Source organism: Streptosporangium sp. G12 (genome assembly GCF_052983175.1).
Window position 1 is genome coordinate 46,767 of record NZ_JBRIQO010000011.1, and the last position, 16,495, is coordinate 63,261.

15 protein-coding genes are annotated in these 16,495 nt (G+C 69.8%); 6 read left to right on the top strand and 9 right to left on the bottom strand.

Annotation, left to right across the window (positions count from 1 at the left end; all coding sequences use genetic code 11):
• Nucleotides 1-9 precede the first annotated feature (9 nt).
• Nucleotides 10-753, bottom strand: coding sequence for a DUF3105 domain-containing protein (locus ACVCAG_RS18035; protein WP_447190053.1), 744 nt, complete (start codon nt 751-753; stop codon nt 10-12).
• A 163-nt stretch (nt 754-916) separates the two neighbouring features.
• On the opposite strand from ACVCAG_RS18035, the gene ACVCAG_RS18040 reads away from it, so the two are divergent.
• Nucleotides 917-1,528: a DUF305 domain-containing protein gene (locus ACVCAG_RS18040; protein WP_440084399.1), complete on the top strand. Its 612-nt coding sequence runs from the start codon at nt 917-919 to the stop codon at nt 1,526-1,528.
• Nucleotides 1,529-1,602: 74 nt separating this feature from the next.
• Nucleotides 1,603-1,902 (top strand): DUF3467 domain-containing protein, encoded by a 300-nt coding sequence (locus ACVCAG_RS18045; protein ID WP_329092600.1) that lies wholly within the window; start codon nt 1,603-1,605, stop codon nt 1,900-1,902.
• A 44-nt stretch (nt 1,903-1,946) separates the two neighbouring features.
• Here the strand turns inward: ACVCAG_RS18045 and trpS are convergent, their stop codons facing one another.
• From trpS to ACVCAG_RS18075, 6 genes are all read right to left on the bottom strand, one after another.
• The gene (trpS, locus tag ACVCAG_RS18050; RefSeq protein ID WP_440084398.1) at nt 1,947-2,912 is read right to left on the bottom strand and encodes a tryptophan--tRNA ligase; all 966 of its coding nucleotides are present in this window, start codon (nt 2,910-2,912) and stop codon (nt 1,947-1,949) included.
• A 162-nt stretch (nt 2,913-3,074) separates the two neighbouring features.
• On the bottom strand, nt 3,075-4,139 hold the full coding sequence (locus tag ACVCAG_RS18055; RefSeq protein ID WP_440084397.1) for a beta-eliminating lyase-related protein: 1,065 nt from the start codon (nt 4,137-4,139) through the stop codon (nt 3,075-3,077).
• Nucleotides 4,136-4,795: an SDR family NAD(P)-dependent oxidoreductase gene (locus ACVCAG_RS18060; protein WP_440084396.1), complete on the bottom strand. Its 660-nt coding sequence runs from the start codon at nt 4,793-4,795 to the stop codon at nt 4,136-4,138. The genes ACVCAG_RS18055 and ACVCAG_RS18060 overlap by 4 nt, the downstream gene beginning before the upstream one ends.
• Nucleotides 4,792-6,894 (bottom strand): DUF6421 family protein, encoded by a 2,103-nt coding sequence (locus ACVCAG_RS18065; protein ID WP_440084395.1) that lies wholly within the window; start codon nt 6,892-6,894, stop codon nt 4,792-4,794. The genes ACVCAG_RS18060 and ACVCAG_RS18065 overlap by 4 nt, the downstream gene beginning before the upstream one ends.
• A gap of 114 nt (nt 6,895-7,008) precedes the next feature.
• Nucleotides 7,009-7,200 (bottom strand): hypothetical protein, encoded by a 192-nt coding sequence (locus ACVCAG_RS18070; protein ID WP_447190054.1) that lies wholly within the window; start codon nt 7,198-7,200, stop codon nt 7,009-7,011.
• Nucleotides 7,201-7,204: 4 nt separating this feature from the next.
• A complete protein-coding gene (locus ACVCAG_RS18075) occupies nt 7,205-7,405 on the bottom strand; it encodes a hypothetical protein (protein ID WP_447190055.1) in 201 nt (66 codons plus the stop codon).
• Between the two features lie 113 nt (nt 7,406-7,518).
• On the opposite strand from ACVCAG_RS18075, the gene ACVCAG_RS18080 reads away from it, so the two are divergent.
• Together ACVCAG_RS18080 and ACVCAG_RS18085 are read left to right on the top strand one after the other, a co-directional pair.
• Entirely contained in the window at nt 7,519-8,094 is a 576-nt protein-coding gene (locus tag ACVCAG_RS18080; RefSeq protein WP_440084393.1) for a TIR domain-containing protein, read from the top strand.
• Nucleotides 8,091-12,209 (top strand): tetratricopeptide repeat protein, encoded by a 4,119-nt coding sequence (locus ACVCAG_RS18085; RefSeq protein WP_447190056.1) that lies wholly within the window; start codon nt 8,091-8,093, stop codon nt 12,207-12,209. Before ACVCAG_RS18080 ends, ACVCAG_RS18085 begins: the two co-directional genes overlap by 4 nt.
• A 138-nt stretch (nt 12,210-12,347) precedes the next feature.
• Here the strand turns inward: ACVCAG_RS18085 and ACVCAG_RS18090 are convergent, their stop codons facing one another.
• The gene (locus tag ACVCAG_RS18090) at nt 12,348-13,106 is read right to left on the bottom strand and encodes a carbonic anhydrase family protein (RefSeq protein WP_440084391.1); all 759 of its coding nucleotides are present in this window, start codon (nt 13,104-13,106) and stop codon (nt 12,348-12,350) included.
• Nucleotides 13,107-13,580: 474 nt separating this feature from the next.
• Here ACVCAG_RS18090 and ACVCAG_RS18095 point away from each other — a divergent pair, with 474 nt between their 5' ends.
• On the top strand, nt 13,581-14,141 hold the full coding sequence (locus ACVCAG_RS18095; protein ID WP_440084390.1) for a hypothetical protein: 561 nt from the start codon (nt 13,581-13,583) through the stop codon (nt 14,139-14,141).
• Nucleotides 14,142-14,337: 196 nt separating this feature from the next.
• On the opposite strand, the gene ACVCAG_RS18100 is transcribed toward ACVCAG_RS18095, so the two are convergent.
• Nucleotides 14,338-15,141 carry an SDR family NAD(P)-dependent oxidoreductase gene (locus ACVCAG_RS18100; RefSeq protein ID WP_440084389.1) on the bottom strand — a complete coding sequence of 268 codons (804 nt, stop codon included), beginning with the start codon at nt 15,139-15,141 and terminating at the stop codon, nt 14,338-14,340.
• Between the two features lie 56 nt (nt 15,142-15,197).
• On the opposite strand from ACVCAG_RS18100, the gene ACVCAG_RS18105 reads away from it, so the two are divergent.
• Entirely contained in the window at nt 15,198-15,794 is a 597-nt protein-coding gene (locus ACVCAG_RS18105) for a TetR family transcriptional regulator (RefSeq protein WP_440084388.1), read from the top strand.
• The last annotated feature ends 701 nt before the right edge of the window (nt 15,795-16,495 follow it).

The window sequence follows — 16,495 nt, forward strand, 5'->3', positions numbered from 1 at the left end:
CCGGCCGGATCAGGGCGCCGGGGTGCCGCTGGGAGCCGGAGCGTCCGTGGCGGGCGCGTCGGTGGCCGGGGCGTCGCTGGGAGCCGCGGACGCGTCGGGGGCGGCCGACGGGCTCTGGCTGGGCGCGGTCTCCGGGATGGGCGCCTCGGCGGTGGTGGTGCCCACGCCGCCGCTGCAGGACGCGCCGAGCTCGGGGGTGTCCGGGCCGTTCTTGTACTTCTGGATGAACTTGGGCAGGCGCCCGTCGTTCGCGCTGTCCAGCTTGAGCTGGTGGTTCCAGGAGCTGGCCACGACCTTGGAGGGCAGGCCCGGGTACGGACTCAGGAGCATGTACTCCTTGGAGGCCAGTTCCCTCAGCGTGTCCACCTCGGCCTTGGGGAGGTCCGGCCGGTAGGTGATCCACACGGCGCCGTGCTCCATGGCGTGAACGGCGTTCTCGTTGTTGATCGGCTGGTCGTAGATGCCGCAGTTCTGCCAGGCCGGGTTGTGCTCACCGCCCATCGGCGGAGTTTCCTTGTACGTCACCTTGGTCTGGGTGTGCTGGCTACCCGCGTACTTCGCGGTGACGACGTTGTCCAGCGAGTTCGTGGCCCGCTCGTTGACCATGTAGAAGGCGACCACCGCTACGAGCAGAACGACGACGGCACCTCCGGCACCCCACATCAGGAACGCGGCCCTGCGCTCCTTGCGCTTCTGCTCCTCACGCATACGGGTGAGGTGCTCACGCCTCGCCTGCGCCTTTTCCTTGGTCATCAACCCTCCAGCCGCAAACAACTTCGGGTCACCCTATGCCCTACCGGCGTATGTGGAGAATAAGGGGATGACAACGCCTGATACAGCGACGTTTCTCGACAGTGGGTACTCTGGGCAGGTAATGGAAATCCCCGGTAAAGATGGCACGAGGTCCAGGCGTGGCGTGGCGGCCGGAGTGCTGCTCGGCTGCCTGGTCGCGGCGGTCGCGTTGCTGCTGGTGGTGGGAAGGACGTCCACCCCGACCGACGCCTCGCCGGAGGCGGGCTTCGCTCGCGACATGTCCGTTCATCACGCCCAGGCCGTCGAGATGGCCTTCATCGCCAGGGACGGGAGCGCGGACGACACGCTCCGGCGGCTGGCCTACGACATCATCGTCACCCAGACGGCCCAGCGCGGCATGTTCATCGGCTGGCTGCAGCAGTGGGGCCTGAACCAGTCGAGCGAGCGCCCCTCCATGGCGTGGATGGCCGGTCACGGCGGCGGTCACGCTGTAACACCGGACGCTCCCGCCGCGATGCCCGGTATGGCAAGTGAGGACGAGCTCGAAAAGCTCCGCGAGGCCACAGGCAAGGACCAGGAGATCCTCTTCCTGCAACTCATGATCCGTCATCACGAGGGCGGCGTGCAGATGGGCAGGGGTCTGCTGAAACTGTCCGACCGCGAAGAGGTGGCCACCATGGCACAGCACATCGTCGACGGTCAGACGGGCGAGATCGAGTTGATGACCGACATGTTGCGGCAGCGCGGCGCCCAGCGGCTGCCTTCCATCCTTTAATGGCGTCGGCGCGTCCCTGTGCGGCCGGTCTCCGGCCAGGGCAGCATGGAGCCAACCTGGCCGGAGGAAAGAGAATGGTGAACGACGAGCCGGAGAACCGCCTGGAGGTGAGCATCTCCGCCGAGGTGGAAATGGGGCAGTACGCCAACTTCGCCTCTGTATGGCATACCCAGGATGGATTTGTCCTGGATTTCGCGGTGATCACCAGGCCGCCCCAGCTGGCCAACGACCCCTCCTCCGGGCAGCACTTCGTGAGCGTGCCGACCCGGATCGTCAGCCGGATCCGCATTCCCCCGAGCCAGGTGTTCGAGCTGATGAAGGCCCTCGAACAGCAGCTGACCGCGTACGAGCACGAGACGGGTCACAAGAACTGAGGCCCGGTGCGGGCACCCCCACGCCGGGCCCTCACGCCAGGCCCTCACGCCAGGCCGATGGCCTCACGCGCCTCGGCCAGCAGCCCGCCGGTGCGCTCGACGGCCAGCGCCGCCCCGCCCTCCAGGAGCCGCGACAGCTCGGCCTGGTCGGCCGACAACTCGGCGTGGCGCTCCTGGACGGGCCGCAGCGTCTCCACCACCGCCTCGGCCGTGTCCCGTTTGAGCGCGCCGTACGACCCGTACGAGAGCGACTCGACCGGCCGGTCCGAGCAGGCCGCGAGGACGGTGAGCAGGTTGGAGACGCCGGGCTTTCCCGCGGGGTCGTACGCGACCTCGGTGCCGGAGTCGGTCACCGCGCGCATGACCTTGCGCCGCAGGTCGGCGGGCGGGTCGAGCAGGTAGATCGTCCCGGCGGGCGAACCATCCGACTTGCCCATCTTCGAGGTGGGCGCGCTCAGGTCCATCACCCTGGCGGCGACCTGCGGGCGCACGGCCTCGGGCACCGTGAAGACCTCGCCGTACAGCCGGTTGAACCGCAGGGCCAGGTCCCGGGTCAGCTCCACGTGCTGGCGCTGGTCCTCCCCCACGGGCACGGCGTCCGCCCGGTGCAGCAGGATGTCGGCGGCCATCAGCGCGGGATAGGTGAGCAGCGAGAGCCGCACCTCCTCCTGCCGGGCGGATTTCTCCCTGAACTGGATCATGCGCCGCATCTCGCCGAAGTACGCCGTGCTCTCCAGCAGGTAGGCCAGCTCGGTGTGCGCGGGCACCCGCGACTGGACGTAGACGAGAGAGCGGTCCAGGCCGCAGGCGAGCAGCAGGGTCGCGGCCTCGCGGGTGCGGGCGCGCAACCGCTCCGGGTCGTGCTTGATCGTCAGGGCGTGCAGGTCCGCGACGGCGTAGACGCAGTCGGCCTCGTCCTGGAGCCGTACCGCGGGCATGATCGCGCCGAGGAGGTTGCCCAGCGTGAGACGGCCGGTGGGTTTGAAGGCGGAGAAGACGCGCTTTGTCATGGTCACTCCTGGTGAGAAGAGGACCGCCGCATACCGGTTGTACGGCAACGCGCCCGGAACGCGAAAACGACCGCCGGTGAACGGCGGCCGTTTGGTGCGCAGTCGGGACTGGCTAGCGGATCCGCCTCTCGACGGCCCGCCACAGACCCAGACTGTGCTTGCTCATGCCGGCGAGTCTAACTCCTGCGCCACCGCGGCGGCAAAGGCGTCCACGTCGGCCTCGGTGGTGTCGAACGCGGTCATCCAGCGGACCTCGCCGGTGGCCTCGTTCCAGGTGTAGAACCGGAAGCGCTTCTGCAGGCGCTCGGTCACGTCCCTGGGCAGGATCGCGAAGACCGCGTTGGCCTGCACGGGACGCGGGACCTCCACCCCGGGCACGTCCCGCACGGCGTCGGCGAGCCGCAGGGCCATCGCGTTGGCGTTGCGGGCGTTGCGCAGCCACAGGTCGCCCGCGAGCAGCGCCTCGAACTGCACCGAGACGAACCGCATCTTGGAGGCGAGCTGCATGGCGCTCTTGCGCAGGTAGCGCAGGCCGCGCACGGCATCGGGGTTGAGCACCACGACGGCCTCGCCGAACATCAGACCGGCCTTGGTGCCGCCGAAGGACAGCACGTCCACGCCCACGTCGGTGGTGAACGCGCGCAGCGGCACGTCCAGCGCGGCGGCGGCGTTGGTCGCGCGGGCGCCGTCGAGGTGGACGACCATGCCGAGGTCGTGGGCGTGGTCGCAGATCGCCCCGATCTCCTCCGGCGTGTAGAGCGTGCCCAGCTCGGTGGTCTGGGTGATCGACACCACCCTGGGCTGTGCCCGGTGTTCGTCGCCGAAGCCCCACGCCTGCCTGTCGATCAGCTCGGGCGTGAGCTTGCCGTCCGGGGTGGCGACCGGCAGCAGCTTGAGCCCGGCCGACCGCTCGGGGGCGCCGCCCTCGTCGGTGTGGATGTGCGCCGACTCCGCGCAGACCACCGCCTCCCAGTGGGCGGTCATCGAGCGGAGCGCGACCACGTTGGCGCCGGTGCCGTTGAACATCGGCCACGCCTGCGCGGCGGGGCCGAAGTGCTTCCTGAAGACCTCCTGCAGCGCGGCGGTGTAGACGTCGTCGCCGTACGCGGTCTGGTGGCCCCCGTTGGCGAGCGCGATCGCCTGGAGGATCTCCGGGTGGACCCCGGCGTAGTTGTCGCTGGCGAAGCCCTTCACCAGCGGGTCGTGCCTGCGGATGGCGTCCGTCACGCGGTCTTCCCCTCCTGTGTGGCGGTGAGGTCGATCCGGGTGCCGTTGGCGTCGGTGCTCCACAGGGCGTCGATCGCCTCGGCGAGGTCGTCGACGTCGGTGAAGCCGGGGAACGTCCGCTCGGGGCTCGCCGCGCGCATGCCCTCGTGCACGAGCGCCTTCACGACCAGGATGTTCGCGGTGGAGCCGGTGCCCTCCAGGGCGTCGGCGAAGGCCAGGGTCCACGCCTCGGAGGCGGCCTTGGCCGTGCCGTACGCCGCGTTGCCCTGGGTGGGACGCTCGGCCGCCTTCGCGGAGACGATGGCGAACCGGCCGCGCTCGCTCGCCTTGAGCAGCGGCTCGAAGGCGAGCGTGACGTGCTGGAGAGTACGGACCAGCAGGTCGTGCAGGAGCGCCCAGTCGTCCAGCGACGTCTCGGCGAAGGTCTTGGACCCGCGCCAGCCGCCGACCAGGTGCACGATCCCGTCCACCCTGCCGTGCTCGGCCCGCACGTCCGCCGCGAGCCTCGCGACGGCGTCGGCGTCGAGCAGGTCGACCGCCAGGGACCCCTCGGCTCCGCTCTTGTCGACGCCGATCACCGTGTGACCCTCGCCGGTGAACCTGCGGACGACGGCCCGGCCCGCGGGGCCGCCCGCACCGGTGACAAGGATGATCATGCTCGGATGCCCTTCGTGGAGTCGACGACATCGCCGAGCTTACGGCGCAGGGCCTCGTAGAACATGCTCAGGGGGAACTCGTCGGGCAGCACCGCGTCCACCACCGCCTTGGGGAATCCTTCGACGGGCAGGGCGCCGACCCCGCGGGCCCAGACCGAGGCGGGGTTCGGCTCGACGTAGGCGGCGACCAGCTGGTGGGCGGCGAGCCAGTGGGCGAGCTTGGAGCGGTCGATGCCGTCCCGGTAGAGCTTCTCGACCTCGCCCCGCAGGTCCGCGACGCCCTCGGCGAGCCGGTCCCAGTCGACGCTCAGCCGGTTGTCGGTCCACCGGACGACGTCGTTGCGGTGCAGGTACGAGAAGAGCAGCTGCCCGCCCAGGCCGTCGTAGTTGCGGACCCGGTCACCGGTGATCGGGAAGCGGAACAGCCGGTCGAACAGGATCGCCAGCTGGACGTAGCGGGCGTGCGGCACGCCCTCCTTCTCCAGCTTCACGGCCTCGCCGAACGCGGTCAGGTCGCAGCGCAGCTCCTCGAGGGAGTAGAGCCAGTACGGCATCCGCTGCTTGATCATGAAAGGGTCGAACGGCAGGTCGCCGTGGCTGTGGGTGCGGTCGTGGATCAGGTCCCAGAGCACGAAGGTGTCCTGGGCCAGCTCCTGCGACGCGATCAGCCTGGCCGCGTCCGGCGGCAGCGCGAGCTTCAGCGTGGCCGCAGCGGCCCCGCTCACCGCGCGGAACCTCGCGGCCTCCCGGTCGGCGAAGATCCCGCCCCAGGTGAAGCGGGCCGGGGTCTCGCGGACCGCGACGGTCTCGGGGAAGAGCACCGCGGAGTTGGTGTCGTAGCCGGAGGTGAAGTCCTCGAAGGCGATCGGCACGAACATCGGGTTGTCGTAGCCGTTCCGCTCCAGCTCGGCCAGCCACTCGGGCCAGATCGTGCGGATCCACACGGCCTCGAGGTGGCGGAAGGTGGTGCCGTTCTGGGTGTACATCGGGAAGACGACCAGGTGCTCCAGCCCGTCCACCCGCTGGGTGTCGGGGTGGAAGGCGTCGAGCGCGTCGAGGAAGTCGGGGACGCCCAGCCCCTGGTCTGCCCACTTGCGGAGGTCTGCGACGACGGCGGCCAGGTAGGCGGCGTCGTGCGGGAAGCGCGGCGCGAGCCGCTCGACGTGCCCGGCGATCGCGGAGACCAGCTCGGCGGCCCGCGGCCTGTCGCCCTCCTCCGGGACCGAGCCGTCCTTGACCTGCAGCGGCCTGAGGGCCTCGACGGCGTCCTTGAGCTTCTGGAACTCGGCGCGGGCCTCGGAGTCGCCGGTCACCGAGTCCCCGGCGACCGCCGGGCTCTTGGCGGCGGGGACGCGGGCGGCCCAGGTGACGAGGTTGCCCCAGAGCGCGGCGTGGTCGTAGTCGCCGATCGAGTCGTCACCGAACAGGTCGGAGTCGGCGACCACCACGACGCGGCCCTCGCCGTGCCGTACGGCCACCGCCAGCGGGCGGTTCGCGGGGGTCGCGGTGGGCGAGGTGGTGAACAGGACGGCCGCGTGGTCGGGGGCGGTGAGCACGCCCGACCGGTAGAAGCAGGCGCGACGGGCCCCGGCGAGCAGGTCCTGCCCGTTTTCCGAGGTGTCCCGGGGAGTGCCCAGGACCCAGGAGGCCACGCCGTTGTGGGCGTTCCCGGGATCCCGGACGAGGGTGTGCTCGACGCCCACGCCGAAGCGCGCGAGCAGCTCTGTGAGGTTGCTGCCGTACTTCTCCTGCTCGTACTCGGCCAGCACGACCAGCCCGCCGCCGTCGCGGACGTACTCCTCGATCGCGTCGAGTTCCTCGACGGGGAGGACCGGGCTGCCGAGCCCGGTGGTGTGCTCCCACCGGTCACCGGAGGGGTGCGCGATCACCAGCACGTCCCGCGCGCTCAGCAGGCCCGGGGTGAGCGGGCCCTCGACGTGCGCGTCCACGGAGTGCCCCAGCCCGCGCAGCAGCCCGGCCGCGCGCGCGTAGCTGCTGTCGTCGGGATGGCCGGGATTCATCGTCTCGGCCACATCCCGCCGGATGGTCCACGACTCGCTGTGTGCCTCATCGAACAGTACGCGCGGGAAAGCTGACACGATAAATCCTCCTTCAGATGAGATTGGGTAACGGAAAATATACACAATCTATGCCCGTTTTGACGCATCCCTTATGGAGCGAGGAGGGTAAAAGATCGAGGTCCCGCAGCGGGGTCAGGCGGCGGACCGGTCGAGCCGGCCGACGACGGTGTCGACGGCCTCAGCGCTCAGATGTTCGGTGAGGAGGCGCCCGAGCCCTGTCTCGCCGAGGATCGCGCGCCGCCGTCCGAGCCGGTTCAGGTCAACGGTGATCTTGGATGCCTGAAGTCCGATGCGAACGGGCAGGCCGCGCGTGACGAAGACCACAGTCTCAGCGGCTCCGCCCGTCTCGGTGCGCAACGCACCGATCCGGCTGTGGCCACGAGCCGTGCCCGGCCCGGTCACCGGGTTCCTCGTTGACGGTCAGGGATCGGCGGTGGCGCTCCGGCCCCCGCTCGCACTCCCCCGTGTCCAGGTCGGCCTGGGCGCGCACGATGAAGACGTCGTACGCCTCCGCCGCCGGTTCGCTCACATGACCCCCGCGGACTTAATGTCGGTGTGTTCCTCCGTTTGCGGATAGACGGACAGTTGGTCATTTATTGCTACTCCCGGCCAGGGAAACATTTCGCGCCATAGCCTGATCGCATGGATATCGCGGATCTGGCGGTCGCCGTGATCGGTGCTGTGGCGGGCATCGCGGGCGCCTACTTCGCCTGGGTTTCCGTACGAAAGAAATCCCCCGGAAAGCGCGCCTCCCGCACCCCGATCTCCCCGGCGTCCTCCCCCGGAAGCGGTGGCACAGTGACGACTTACGATGTGTTTGTCTCCTATTCGCACGACGACGCCGACATCGTCACCGACCTGGCCGAGCGGCTGGAACGGCGCGGCATCCGGGTGGTCTACGACAAGCTGGTCGTCGGGCCCGCTTCGATCATCTTCCACGAGGTGGAGGAGGCGATCAGGAACTCGGCGCACGGGCTGCTCGTCTTCAGTCCCGCGTCGATGACGAGCGGCCCGGTGAAGAACGAGTACCACGTGTTGCTCCAGCGGTCCATGTACGACGGGCGGTTGCTCATCCCGGTCCTCGTCAAAGACGTGAAGACTCAGGATCTGCCGGAATTCGTCAAGATCCGCTTCTACAGCGACCTGCGCGGCGTTTCCGACACGGTCTTCGACCGGCGGGTGGACGAGATCGCGAAAGCCGTCCGGAGGGCACCGTGAGCGACGCGTACGTCTCCCACGCCCCGCAGGACGCCGAGTGGGTCCGCTGGCTCGCCGACCGGCTGCGCGCGGAGGGCCTGGAGGTCACCTACGGGGAGGTGCTCAGGTCTCCCGGCGCGATCGTCGTCGAGGTGATCGAGAAGGCGATCCGGGACGCGACCCACGGGATCCTGGTCTTCAGCCGGGCCTCCCTGACCGACCCCTGGGTGCGCCTGGCGTACGCCTCGCTGATCCGGCGCTCCGTCGAGGGTGGGCGGCGGTTCATCCCGGTGCTGATCGAGGACGTCGAGCTGCCTGAGTTCGCGGCCGACCGGTTTCACGTGGACCTGTCCTCGGTGGACGGACACGACCACGACCGGCGGCTGGACGAGCTGGTCCGGGCGCTGCGCGGGCGGGTGCCGGAGGTGGCGCCGGGCCCCGCCGTCAGGCCGGGCAGCGGGGTACGCCCGGAGAAGCCCCGGCGCTGCACGCTCCGGATCTCCCCGGACGAGGTCACGCTCCGGACCTCGTCGCACGAGTCCGTAAAGCAGGACGCACCGGATGGGACGCCGCGCCTGGCGCCGGCCGCCGGGAGCCCGGCGCGGGCGGCCCACTCCCCGGCCCGGAGTCCGAGGCTGGACGAGCTGGTCTGGCGGCTGGGGTCCGCTCGCGAGCGCGGCGACCACATCACGCGAGGTCCTGACGGCTCCGGCGGGGTCGGGGCGCTGCTGGCCGAGTGCGGCCGGGAGCTCGGGCACGCGTACCTCACCGGGGCCGCCGGGGAGGCGCTGGCCGCCGAGCTGGCCGGGGCGCACGCGCTGGGAGCGACGCTCCGGCTCGGCCTGGAGGTCGCCGAGGAGCTGGCGGACCTGCCGTGGGAGACGCTGACGGTGCCGGGGATGGTCGAGCCGCTGGCGCTGCATCCCCGGGTGCGGCTCTACCGGCACGTTCCGGCCGATACGACTCCCTCCATCACGATCTCGGGCCCGCTGCGGATCCTGGTCGTGATGGCCGCCCCCGAGGGGCCCGGCGGCGGGGCGGTGCTGGACCTGGAGGCGGAGCTCGCCAAGATCCTCGACTCGGTGGAACGTGCCCGCAGGGGTGGCCGGGACCGTCCCGGGGCGTACGTGCGCATCCTCAACCGGGGAACGCTCGCGGGCATCAGGAAGGCGCTGCTCCAGGAGCGCTTCCACGTGCTGCACATCTCCTGCCACGCCGAACCCGGGGTGCTGCTGCTGGAGGACACGGCCGGACGCGCCGACCGGGTGTCCACGAACCGCTTCGTCCGGGACGGGCTGCCTGCGGATCGCGGGGTGCCGCTGCTGGTGCTGTCCGGCTGCTCCACCGCCCTGGATTCTCCGGAGGGCCGTACGCCCACGGTCACGACCACCGAGACGCCGGAGAAGACCGCGCTGGGCGGGCTGGCGCGCGGGCTGACGGCGGCCGGGGTGCCCAGCGTGCTGGCGATGACCGCCTCGGTCACCGACCCGTACGCCACGGCCCTGGCCGGGCAGCTCTACTACGAGCTGGCGGTCCGGGACGTCCCCGAGGTGCTGCCCGCGTTCTGTGACGCGCGGCGGCGGCTGGAGGAGGAACGCCGGCGGCTGCCTCCGGGCAGCCTGGGCGCGTCACTCGTGGAGTGGGCCACCCCGGCACTGTTCCTGCGCGGCCCCTCGATGTCGCTGTACGACGCAGCCGGAGGGTTCGAGGAGATCCCCACCCCGGCCGAGCCTCGATTCGCCGACGGGGTGCCATTGCGCAAGGTCGGCGAGTTCGTCGGCCGCCGCTCGGAGATCCGCACGGCCCTGGACGCCCTGCGCGGCGACGGTCCCGGCGTACTGCTGCACGGCATCGGCGGGGTCGGCAAGAGCAGCCTGGCCGCCGAGCTGCTGCGCGACCTGGGGCCAGACGCGGGCCCGGTGGTCTCGGCGGTCGGCCAGACCGGTCCCGACCAGCTCCTTGAGGAGATCGGCAGCACCCTGCCGGCAGCCTTCACCGACGAGCGGACCCGTCACCTCGCGGGCCTGGTACGGCAGCCGCAGCACGAATGGAGCGACCGGCTCCAGGCACTCGGGCAGCTCCTCGTCCAGGTGCCGATGACCCTGTTGCTGGACAACTTCGAGGACAACCTGGCACACGACGGCACCGGGTGGAAGGTCGTCAACGAGGAGCTGGCCGGATTCCTGGCCGCCTGGATCCGTCTGCGTGGCAGGCACAAGCTGCTGATCACCAGCCGCTACCCCTTCCCCCTCCCCAAACGCGCCGAACGCCGTCTGCACACCCACCATCTCGGCCCGCTGTCCTGGGCCGAGGCCCGCAAGCTGATGTGGCGCCTACCAGGACTGGACGCGCTGCCGGTCGCCGACCGGCAACGGGCCTGGGCCAGCGTGGGCGGTCACCCTCGGACACTGGAATATCTGGACGCTCTGCTCCGAGGCGGGGAAGCCCGCTTCGACGACGTCCGCGAACGCCTGGAGGACCTCCTCGACCGGCGCGGCATCTCCCATCCTGGGGTGTGGTTGCGTGCCGCCGGGTCAGGCGACTTGGATGCGGCGTTGGCGGAGGCGGTGACGCTGGCGGTGGATGACACGTTGCTGGGTGAGCTGGTGGGGCTGCTGGACGATTTCTCGCGCGAGGTCCTGGTGGGGGCGTCGGTGTTCCGGGTGGCGGTGGATCGGGTGGGGGTGGCCTGGCCGGTCTCGACCCCGGTTGCGGGGGACCCGGAGCAGCCGGATCGACCGGATGAGCTGGTGCGGCGGGCACGGGAGAGGAATCCGCGGGCGGGGTTGGAGGATCCGGGGTCGGCGGAGGAGGAGGCGCGGCAGGACGTGGCGCGCTCCCGGGTTCCACCGGTGATCGAGCCCGAGGGGGTGGAGGAGGCGTTGGAGGTGTTGGCGGGGTTGGGGTTGCTGGCGCCGGGTGCGGGGTCCGGTGACTCCGACGGGGAGCGGTCGTTCGTGGTGCACCGGTGGACGGCGACCACGCTGGCCGGGTTGGTGGCCGAGGTAGGGCAGGCGCACGAGGCAGCGGCCCGGTTCTGGCACTGGCGAACCCGGACCCGGCCGCAGAGCCCGCAGCAGGACCTGACGGACATGCTGGAGGCGCGCTTCCATTGGTATGCCGCGGGTGATCTGAACAGTGCCGCGGTGGTGACGGATTGGGTGTGTAAGCGGTTGCATACCTTGGGAGCGTGGAGCTGGGAGGAGCAGCTCCATCACGAGACCCTGTCGTGGTTCGCGGCCGAGAGCCGGCAGCAGGCCGTCGGCTTGCACCAGCTCGGCATCATCGCCCACAGGCGAGGAGACTATGAGCGGGCGTTGCGGCACTACCGCCGCTCCCTGACCATCAACGAGAAACTCGGCGACCGCGCGGGCATGGCCCGTGGCTATCACCAGCTCGGCATCGTCGCCCAGGAGCGAGGAGAGCATGAGCGGGCACTGGAGCACTACCGCCGCTCCCTGTCCATCGACGAAGAGCTCGGCGACCGCGCGGGCATGGCGAGCGGCTACCACCAGCTTGGCATGATCGCCCAGGAGCGGAGGGAGTACGAGCGGGCACTGGAGCACTACCATCGCTCCCTCACCATCAAAGAGGAACTCGGCGACGAGGCAGGCATGGCCAACGGCTACCACCACCTCGGGATGATCGCTCAGGAGCGAGGAGAGCGCGAGCGGGCACTGGAGCACTACCGCCGCTCCCTCACCATCCACGAGAAACTCGGCAACCGGGCAGGCATGGCGGGCGGCTACCACCACCTCGGCATCATCGCCCAGGAGCGAGGAGAGCATGAGCGGGCACTGGAGTACTACCGCCGCTCCCTCACCATCCACGAGGAGCTCGGCAACCGGGCAGGCATGGCCGGCAACTACAGCCAGATCGGTGCGCTGTACACCGAAACGGGCAGAGCCTCCGAGGCAGTGGCCCTCACTGTGCATAGCCTGCTCATCCGTGCCGAACTTCAGATACCCGGAATCAACATCAGCCTGCTCTGGCTCAGACAGCAGCGCGAGGCCCTCGGCGAGATCGAGTTCCGGCGCCTCCTCGCCGAACACCTGAGCGCCGAGGACGTCGACACCGTCACCGGCTGGCTCGGCCAGAACATCGTCGTCGGCTGGTCCGGCCGGTCCGACGAGTGATCCCCCACCGGGCGGCACGCGAACCGGGGCCCTCGCGGACGCGACCTCTTCCCCCTCAAACGACCACGCCGACCGAGGCGTACCTCGATCGGCGTGCTCATCACGGTCGCGGAACCGGGGACGCGGATCGGCGCGCCGTCAGTGGTACGAGTAGATGTTGGGCTCTGGGCTGTTCTCCTGGAGTTCCCGGTGGTTGCCCTCCGGGCCCCACAGTGACCTGTAGGACTGGATGTTGTCCTGGTGCGCCTTCGCGTGCTGGTCGAAGACGACCCAGTTGACCGGCTGGAAGTAGGAGCCGGTCTCGTCCGGCGTGGTGAGGGAGCCGGTGTAGCGGTAGGTGGCGTGCCTCTCGGGCAGCATGGCCCTGAGGTCGACGCCGTGGACGCTCCTGGACTCGCCGATGGCGGGGGGCGACGCGATCAGGCGGTCGTGCTGGGACAGGCCCTGGAAGGACTTGGCGTCGACGAGGACCGAGAAGACCACGTAGCCCTTCGGACCGGTCGCCCGCTCGTGGACGAAGTGGGCCTCGAGGGGGGCGAAGGGCTGGCCGGCGAACTTGTGCTCGGCGTGGCCGTGGAAGTGCACGTTGTTCAGGTTGTAGCGCTGGCCGCCGTAGGTGATGTACGGCCGGGAACCTCCGGCGCCGACGACGAACCTGACGTCGTCGTGCTCGCTCGCCTCCTCCAGCGGGGGCTTGTCCTGGAACAGGAGCGTCCCGTCGACGCTGTGCGGGTAATGGACGGCGAGCGCGGGCCGGGTGCCCGGGCACGCCGTCGAACGGTCGATCTCGACAGGACTCTGGACCGCGCCGTCCGTGCCGTGACCGTGGCACGGCTTGACCTGAGCCTGTACGGGAGTGGAAAGGGAAATGAACGGGAGGGAAAAAACAGTGGCCACCGCAATGGGGGCAAGACGGTACCGCACCAGTCGCCTTTCGTACGAGGGGATGCCAGATACGCCGCCTACGAAGTGCCAAATAGGGCGATGTCCGCATTAAAGGCGACATAAGGGCATTGGTGAGGCTAGTCGAAGAAAGTGAATCTGCACCCTGTTTTTTCGCGTCCAAAACGACCATAAGTAAACAAGTGATTACTTGCCATCGAGACACCGCGCCCCACGAGGACACGATGCGGCGGCCGGATCGGCCCGGCGTCGCCGGGGTGACCACGCCCATCGGACGAACATCCGGGGACCCGCCCCCGGGACGAGTCGTGGACCTGCCACGGGAGCCATCTGTCTCACAGAGCGTGTCGAGACAACCACAAAGGGTACAAGGAGAGCGAAAGGTGACGCCGTAACCGTCATCCAGGGGGGAAGATGCCTGTACGGAGTGCCCGATCCGTTGTCGTCCCGGCAGCGGCACTACTGGCCGTGACACTGATCGGCGGCTGCGGTGGCGACAGGCCGGCCGCGGTGAGACCCGAGGCCGTCGTGGTCGCGACATCGCCGCCCGTAGCCGTTCCGCCCGCCGCCGACCTCCCCGCGACGGATACCGCCCAGGAGTACACCGAGGACGAGTGCCCGGTCGGCGCCAACACCAAGAGGTTCGCCAAGACCCGCTTCGCGCTGCACGCGGGTCTCGCACTGGGGGCCTTCTATCGCTACATCTACAAACCGTTGCGGAGCGGTGGGTTCAAGGCCGGAGCGGAGAAGCGGAAGCGGACCTTCGCGAAGGCCGCCCTGGCCGGGCTCTTCACCGTTCACGAACTGAAGGTCGCCAGGCGCTTCGCCCTGGCCAACCCGACAATGTGCAAGGGCGTCAAAGCGGTCACCGACAGCTTCAGCAACCTGACCGACAAGTTGAAGAACGGCACCGCCACCGAGGCCGACCTCGAGGCCGGCAGGAAATCCTTCGACAGCCTGCGGCAGAACGCCGCGAAGAACGGCTACGACTTCAAGGAGAAGACCGCCGTCGTCCCCGGCGCGGGCTGAGCGCACGTCCGACCGGCAGGTCCCGGAGCGCGGGGCCTGCCGCGACCGACCGGCAGCCCGGCACACCGCCGATCAGGAGCCCTGCCGCGACCGACCGGCAGCCCGGCACACCGCCGATCGAAAGCCCTGCCGAGATCGCCCGCCCGGCCGCCCAGCGGCCCGACCGCCCGGCACGGCGCCGAGCGTCCGGAGACGATCATCCGGAGAACGGCGCCACCATCGCGCGCACGGCCTTCTCGAACCTCAGCGCCTGGTCGCGGTCGACGGTGAACGCGATGGGCCTGCCCCTGCGGTAGGCGGCGAGCGGCCCGGCCGGGGGCCGGTCGACGAGCGCGGCGATCGGCGGCACGGCCCTGGCCACCGGCTGGGCGAACAACGCCGACATCACCCGCACGAGACCGCGTACCGGCTGGCGGAAGGGTTCGAACAGCCCGGTCGCCACGAACAGCGGGTTGTAGAGCACGTAGCTCGTCCGCTCGCCGTCGTAGGTCGAGGCCAGCAGCTCTCCGGCCCTGGCGCCCTGCATCGTCGCGGTGAAGGGCCGGTAGTCCCTGGTGAACTGCAGGTCGTCCCAGTGGATCCGTCCCGCGCGGATGCCCCCGACGCCGCACAGGTTGACGATCACGGGTGCCGGTGCCCCCTCCAGGGGTTCGCGCAGGCCCTCGGCCATCATCCAGCGGCTGATCACGGACAGGGCGAAGGTGTGCTCGAACCCCTCCTCGGTCTCGACCCTCGCCAGGTTGTACCTGAAGGCGCCGAGCACCAGCGCGTCGATCACCGGGTGCTCGTCGCGGAGCCGCTCGATCAGGTCGCGGGTCTGCCGGAGGGAGCTGAGGTCGGCCCGGACGAAGCGCGCCGCGGGCACGTCCTCGAGCAGGCGCCGGCCGCCCGCCTCGCCGCTGCCCACGGCGACGACCAGGTCGCCCCGTTCGGCGTGGTGCCGGGCGAGGGCCTTGCCGATGCCGCTCGTGCCGCCGGTGATCACGATGGTCCGTCGCATAAGTTGAGACCTTCCTCAAGTTGAGATTGACCTCAACTTAAGCCAGGATTCCCGGTATGCGCAAGGACGCCCTCCACAACCGCGAGCGCCTCCTCCTGGCGGCCAGGCGGCTCTTCGCCGACCGGGGGCTCGACGTGCCGCTCGAGGAGATCGCGCGTGCGGCGGGGGTGAGCATCGGGACGCTGTACAACCGCTTCCCCACGCGTGCCGAGCTGGTGGCGGCGGTGTTCGAGGACCGGGTGGCGACGGTCGCCGACCTGGCCACGCGCTCGCTCGCGACGGACGACGCGTGGGAGGGGTTCGTCGCGTTCATCACCGGCGTGTGCGAGCTGCAGGCCGCCGACCTCGGCTACAACGATCTCGCCGTACGCGGCGCCACGGCCGACACCGGCACGGGGTACGCGCTGATGCGGCGGATCATCGAGCGCGCCCAGGAGTCCGGCGACCTGCGAGACGACGTCGCGCTCGACGACATGGCGTTCGTGATCTGGGGGGTCGCGGCGACCGTGCGCGCGACGTTCCGCGTCGCTCCCGGTGTCTGGCGGCGGCACCTGGCCCTCACCCTCGACGGCCTGCGCGCCGGCGCGGCCCATCCCCTGCCCGTCCCGCCCATGTCACCGTCGCAGACGCGTGCCGCGATGGGCGAGTGCTGAGGGAGGTCTCTCTCGCGACAGCCGGCGAGCAGGACCGCCCGGTGCGGAGATGAGCCGGATGTTGCCGCCGTGGCCTCCACGGTCGCCGTTTCCACGTTCGTCGCTACAAACGATCATGATCCCGGTGGCCGTTCCCGTGCCCACGAGGGCCCCGCGGGTCATGCCCCTCGGAAATCCTGACCTACAGCCGCCGTATCAAATCGTCATCTTCCGGATATTTCATACCTCCGGCCTGGAGAACGGCACTCAGCCGTCGGCAGTCGTATCCCTTCGTGACATCCGCCCTTCAACTTCGGATGCCTAAACTTTGCCGGTGATCAGTAACAGAAGAGGGACTCGTTGCGACACCGGACCGAAACAGATGTTGTTTATCTTCGCCTAGACCGATGATTCCCAGGCAAAGACGTGAGGCGGTCATCGCCCGAATACATTCAGGACACATCTCTTCGGATGAGATCCGAGGCTCGTAAAAGCCGGCGGCACCCAGCCACCGGTTTCCGGCCCGACCCACCCGAACCCCGTTGACCTGGGCCGGGGTTCGGCAGTCGGACCAGCGGTTACCGGCCTCGCTCACCCTGTCGTCACCGCCGCCCACAGAGCCGGTCGAACACGGGACGGGACCCGAACTCATACGAACTCCATTCCTGGCCGAGTTTCACGGCTCAGTGACAAGGATCACATTCAGAACCGGTGCGGCCAGT

What these genes read in the sequence shown, in the direction of transcription:
- ACVCAG_RS18035 (WP_447190053.1), bottom strand. Translation starts at nt 753, where the DNA reads ATGACCAAGGAAAAGGCGCAGGCGAGGCGTGAGCACCTCACCCGTATG.
- ACVCAG_RS18045 (WP_329092600.1), top strand. Translation starts at nt 1,603, where the DNA reads ATGGTGAACGACGAGCCGGAGAACCGCCTGGAGGTGAGCATCTCCGCC.
- trpS (WP_440084398.1), bottom strand. Translation starts at nt 2,912, where the DNA reads ATGACAAAGCGCGTCTTCTCCGCCTTCAAACCCACCGGCCGTCTCACG.
- ACVCAG_RS18060 (WP_440084396.1), bottom strand. Translation starts at nt 4,795, where the DNA reads ATGATCATCCTTGTCACCGGTGCGGGCGGCCCCGCGGGCCGGGCCGTC.
- ACVCAG_RS18080 (WP_440084393.1), top strand. Translation starts at nt 7,519, where the DNA reads ATGGATATCGCGGATCTGGCGGTCGCCGTGATCGGTGCTGTGGCGGGC.
- ACVCAG_RS18100 (WP_440084389.1), bottom strand. Translation starts at nt 15,141, where the DNA reads ATGCGACGGACCATCGTGATCACCGGCGGCACGAGCGGCATCGGCAAG.
- ACVCAG_RS18105 (WP_440084388.1), top strand. Translation starts at nt 15,198, where the DNA reads ATGCGCAAGGACGCCCTCCACAACCGCGAGCGCCTCCTCCTGGCGGCC.